This window comes from Escherichia albertii NBRC 107761 = DSM 17582, assembly GCF_000759775.1.
GTDB classification, from domain to species: Bacteria; Pseudomonadota; Gammaproteobacteria; order Enterobacterales; family Enterobacteriaceae; genus Escherichia; species Escherichia albertii.
In genome coordinates, this window is the sequence record NZ_BBMY01000186.1 from 1 (window position 1) to 5,241 (window position 5,241).

The following is a 5,241-nucleotide window of genomic DNA, read 5'->3' on the forward strand; positions in this document are numbered from 1 at the left end:
TTTGGCTTTTTTGCAAAGGGGGTCACATAGCTGGTGTGACGGGTACTTAGCAGACATACAGATATTTTCGAAGATTCGGGGAAGATGAGATTCAAAGAGGGCTACTATGATTTTTGTAAAAATTTTCAGAAGCCAAATAACCATTGTACAGATTTTATACAATCCTACCAAGCCTCATAGAAAGCTCTGTAGCGAGTTTTAACCCCATTTTTAGGGGTAGTCTGTAGGGATGTACCACCCACCTTAAAATAAAGGGGTAAAATCGCTTAGAATGCGTTACAGAGCGTCTGAGAAGCTATATTCACAGATTTTACTAAAGTCTCAGACTTCTAAGTAGTCTTTTTAACAGGAGGGTTCTTTCTCATGTATCACCCCCTCTCCCGATTAGTGGCCCTTGATAGTCCCCTGAAAAACCACCTAGAGAACATGCTCTGTAACACCTTCACAAACATTGACTAATAGATTCGATAGAGTCTATCTCATAGGTCAACTTCATAAACTCAGAGTTAAGTTACCTTGAAAGATTCCACCAAGAAACTACACAGGTGTTATTTAGTCTGGCTGTGAAGGATATTTAACGGGAGAGGAGATACGATATAACCCGAAGGGGAGAGTATCACCTTAACAGTGATTCTTAAGAGTAAGACTGAAAAACTCTTAACAGATGACTACCTAGAAAGAAGGGAAACGAAGAACCAGAGGTAGTGACCTTGTTAAATAGGCCGTTTCAAAGCTCTTAAGAGTCTGTTAAGTAAGGGCTATGTGAACAATCTTACCATTTTGTCAATGCTTTTGTCTTTGACCTAAATCAATAAAATGTATCGTTTGATGTGCTTTTAAACAAAATAGCTAAAAAATCTTTTTAGAGGGGCGCTTCGCTTGGGGTCACTATGTTCTTTCTCTCCCGTTAAGAGGGAAGTTACAGGGACATTTCAAAGCCCTGATAAGGTAAGCCCGATGATAACAGAAACAGAGGGCAAAACCACTTATCAACACTGTGAACGAATAACGTAAAGGGCTGGTTAAGAAGGTCGGTTAAGAAGGTCGGTTAAGAAGGGAGCTTCCCTTTCTTGGGTGTCGCTCTTCTCTCGATTAGTGGACGGTTAGGGGTTGTGTTATACAAGCCCAACCAAGAAGACCTCTGAAGTTTCCCTGTGAAGAAGCTGAACAGCTATTATATATGGCTAATTACAACTAATTGAAAAATAAGCATTTTTAGAAGTTACTGTTAAGGTTACAGAGTTCTCTGTGAAGAGACTTGTCAGTTCTCTATATATGGCTAATTACAACTTATTGAAAAATAAGAACTTTTAGAAATTACTGTCAGAGAGGTGAATAATTGATAGATACAGCTTTCCGGTTCTGTCAAGCTATTTTTTAATAGATAGCACAAAATGCTAAAGATACCCCTATACCATCACGTACAGGGGGTTTTGAAGGGGGTTTAACTTAACGGGGTTCTGTGTGGTCATTATCCTTAAGGTCAAGCGTCCATGTGCGACCGAACAATTTAAAGACAACAAGCACTCTGACGAGGACGTAGCGGAGCAGAAGACCTGCAATAAGTCCAATACCTCCACCAGCCCATACATCAGGTGACCCCGGTTCAGGAGGGAGATTTACCATTAAATTTCCTTGTAAGACGCCCTCAACCACATTCTGACACAAAAAGTACCTGACTTTATGAGTTGACCTGAAGAGGTCGTTTAACTCGTTACAGAGCGATTGAAGGGGTCTGTGTGCAATGCAATAACCATGTGACCATTCTCATAGCCACGCCTTTATATTTTACTCTCCCCATAAACCCATTATACCACAGATGTTAATGAAATGTTAAAAAATGCTTGACATTAGTCTTTGAAACTGCTAAGATTGTATATATGGTTAACAGAGAATTAACAATTATAAGGACTGGCTTATGAATGAACGACAGAGAATTTAGAGCGATGCTTCAGGCATCGAGACAACGTAACAGATACAACTCCTACAGCTACACAGACACCCCCACCAGCCACGAATTACCCAAGTTTACCAAGAAAGAACGCAAAGGCATTGACGAAGTAATTCGGGCAATTACACCGAGGGAACGTTATATGTCAATCAGAAAGAGCACCCAGAACACTATTAAAAATTATCTGGCTAACTTTGATTCTTACGAACAATTACCGAGCCAGCTTGATGATATTTTTATTGGATTCTGTAGAAGTGAAGGTCACCCGAAATACAACAAAAAACTATTTTATCTTCTAAAGAACCTTGATGAAATTAACTCAGCTACCGTGACAAATCATCTTCAGCGACAAGCAACCAGACTTAGCTACGAATTACCAACCGATGCCTATTGTGCATTGCTTGCTGTAATGTGTGCAAAGCTAATTGGTATTGTTGAACATCATATTGCCGTTGGGAATATTGAGCCAATGGAAAACGAGCAACCAGACTTTGAGTTTGACCCGTATTTAGTTGCAGAGGAATTTTAAATGAATAAACACACATTAACCCGTATTTCAGAAGAAGCCTTTAACGAGCTTAACAGAATTAAACAAACGACCAACTTGCCTCATCAAACTGTAATGCAGCTTGCAATTGCTAAAGAGGTTACTGAGTCGGATTTACTTAAATATCCAGTCTCTAAAGGTCGTAAACACATCCGAATTACTCAGGACGCTTTAGATACTTTGAAGGCACTTAACAGCTTTAAGATTGATATTGCCCGTCTATTGAGTATCAAAATTCACAAGTTATCTCAAGAGGTCTGATTATGAAGCAATGGCGAGATGATATTAAACGGTTCTTTGCAACTTACTTCATGATTAATTACGAAACAGGAATGCTTGAATGGATTGATGGTGGAGAAGTTAAGACAAGAGATGATGCTTACGGTAATCCAATGATTCGTTATGGCACTCGTGATTATTATGTGAAGTATGTCATCTGGTTTTTGCATCATGAAGTTCAGGCAACTAAAAAGATTATCTTCAGGGATGGTAATAAGAGAAATTGCCACCCAAACAATTTGCTACAGGAGGTTTAATGCTATGTAGATACAAATTTTATAAACTGGCATCACATCTAATCAGGCAAGATACCCGCTCAAAAGAATATGAAGATGTTACGCTTGACCGTAACAAGAAAAGACTAAAGCCACATCAAATTGAGCAGTTACGCTATGAATTAAAGTCACTGGATATCGAGCTTGATTATAGTGACCCGACTCAATTTAAACGGGCCTATGAACTCATTAAGAATTGGGGGAAAGAATGAAGAAAGTATTCACCCTCAAACTTAAAACAGACAAAGCCTTTAAATATTTTCGAAATCTAATTGATGTACATAGTGGATGGGGCGACATTGATAATGATGGCATCTATCTGATTATGCAATCCCCATCTTTCACACTAAAAACCTCAGTAACAAAAAGCTGGTTTAGTCAATTTCATAGTGAGATGGGGTTAATAGTCTCAGACTAAAGGCAAAAAACGGTTTTACCCACTCTCAGACGCTCTCAATCGCATTCTAACGCAAAAAACTATCTTATTTTAGGGTATGTGGCACACCCCTACAGGCTACCCCTGAAAAAGACTGTTTAGCTCGTTACAGAGCGATTGAGGAGGTCTGGTAAAAAGGAGATTTTAAGAAATGAGAGAATTAAACTTCCCGCTACAGATTATGCTTGATATCGACACAGTAAATATGATTCAACACTTCGTTGATTCCGGTGTGTCAATTGACTTTGATAAATTACTAAAGCTGATGGCTGATAATGCAGAAAACATCTCTGACTTTATTCAGTCGGTGGAGTTTAACGAGCCTCGAATGATGCTACCAATTAAAGACAGCAGCATGAAAAGATTGGTTATCGAGCAAACGAATAAATACAGTATTTCCCCAGAGCAATTTTTGAAAGGTGCTGTGACAATCCTGTACGCTGACAATATTCTGGTGACGGATTCTGTGAGGATTCACTAATGGGTTTAATAATTGCTTGGACGTTGCTAGGGCTATTTGTTGGTTGCTGGGTAGGTAATACGGTAAATAAGAATTAATGTTACCAATCTGTTAAAAAGCTGTTGACAAATAACCTTAAGCATGACATAATTTTAATTATAGAGAGAATTTCTCTCTTATTTATTTCAATAATCCGATGGATGGATATTCTGAATTGGTGAGGTATGTTCTATACCGAACATTCTGAAAGGTGCAATGCTTTTCGTCATGGCCTATTTAGCCCACACTAGATAGGCTATCTCAAAAAGTACTCTTGTTCATTCGTTTGAATCCTTTAGATGTTTTAATTTCTTCACCTTATGAATAGCCCTTTATAAGAAATTATCTAGGGCTATTCAGTTTTTAAAAAGCATACTTGGCAAACGCTTTTAAGTCTCTTCTAAGTTCGTAGGCTGTCAGGTGTGCTTTTTAAAAACTGAAACATAAATTATCTTAGAAGAGGAAAGGTATTAATGGCTATCCGTGATGAAAATGAAATGATTATTGAAAGCCGACCAAGTGCACTTGATATTCACGAATTAACTTTGCGTGAATCTTTTGATAGAGCTTGGCGGGAATCACACGAAGTAAATAAAGGTCCATATATTCCACCAGAACCATTTGAGATTCCAAGAGTTGAAATTGATTTTTCGATGAATGAGGAATGTGAGCTTGATTTGAAACTGAAGCTGCAACGCAAATATTTCAAAGACCTTCGAGACTCTCAAAAAGCTATGAATCGTGTTTACGAAAAACTTCAGTCCAAACTTGAAAATGAAGTTGACGAAATGGCTATTTTGATGGAGCTTCAGACAAACACCTACGATTATTATACAAGACTAGACCGTGACGGTTGGGGATATGACCATTCAGAAATTGGTAAAGTGATTGCAGATTTACCAGAAGGCCAAAGACTTATTCGCACAGAAAGAGCTGTCAGAGCGCCACATAAACTGACTTTAATTATTTCTGATAAATCACAAGCTGAGCTTGAAGAAATGGCTAGAAAGCGACTGATGAAGGTAAGAGAAACCGAGATTAATTTGGTGAAATCAACTCTGGCTAATTTGATTCGTGACCATCAAAAAATCGCTAAGGAATACAAACAAGAGCTTGCACAGATTGGAAGTTTAATAAGGCCTTTGACAAGATTGAACAGAGAGCAAGAAATACTAAAGCTTTCCAGTTTACCACCAGATTTAATGACACTGTTAATCCTCCAAAACAACCGAGACAGCCACGAATTAGCGGCAT

Annotated in this window: 6 protein-coding genes; all 6 read left to right on the forward strand. The window is 38.4% G+C overall.

What is annotated here, in order from left to right; genetic code table 11:
- Nucleotides 1–1,922 precede the first annotated feature (1,922 nt).
- Nucleotides 1,923–2,480 (forward strand): hypothetical protein, encoded by a 558-nt coding sequence (locus tag EA14781_RS21590; protein ID WP_000999803.1) that lies wholly within the window; start codon nucleotides 1,923–1,925, stop codon nucleotides 2,478–2,480.
- On the forward strand, nucleotides 2,481–2,759 hold the full coding sequence (locus tag EA14781_RS21595; RefSeq protein WP_001032965.1) for a hypothetical protein: 279 nt from the start codon (nucleotides 2,481–2,483) through the stop codon (nucleotides 2,757–2,759). It begins immediately after the preceding gene.
- A 2-nt stretch (nucleotides 2,760–2,761) separates the two neighbouring features.
- The gene (locus EA14781_RS21600) at nucleotides 2,762–3,034 is read left to right on the forward strand and encodes an HNH endonuclease family protein (protein WP_000816067.1); all 273 of its coding nucleotides are present in this window, start codon (nucleotides 2,762–2,764) and stop codon (nucleotides 3,032–3,034) included.
- Nucleotides 3,034–3,264, forward strand: a complete 231-nt coding sequence (locus tag EA14781_RS21605) for a hypothetical protein (protein WP_000882572.1) — start codon at nucleotides 3,034–3,036, stop codon at nucleotides 3,262–3,264. The genes EA14781_RS21600 and EA14781_RS21605 overlap by 1 nt, the downstream gene beginning before the upstream one ends.
- A gap of 375 nt (nucleotides 3,265–3,639) precedes the next feature.
- A complete protein-coding gene (locus EA14781_RS21615) occupies nucleotides 3,640–3,969 on the forward strand; it encodes a hypothetical protein (protein ID WP_001208713.1) in 330 nt (109 codons plus the stop codon).
- A 491-nt stretch (nucleotides 3,970–4,460) separates the two neighbouring features.
- Nucleotides 4,461–5,241: hypothetical protein (locus EA14781_RS21620; protein ID WP_001007650.1), on the forward strand; the 781-nt coding region annotated here is incomplete at its 3' end.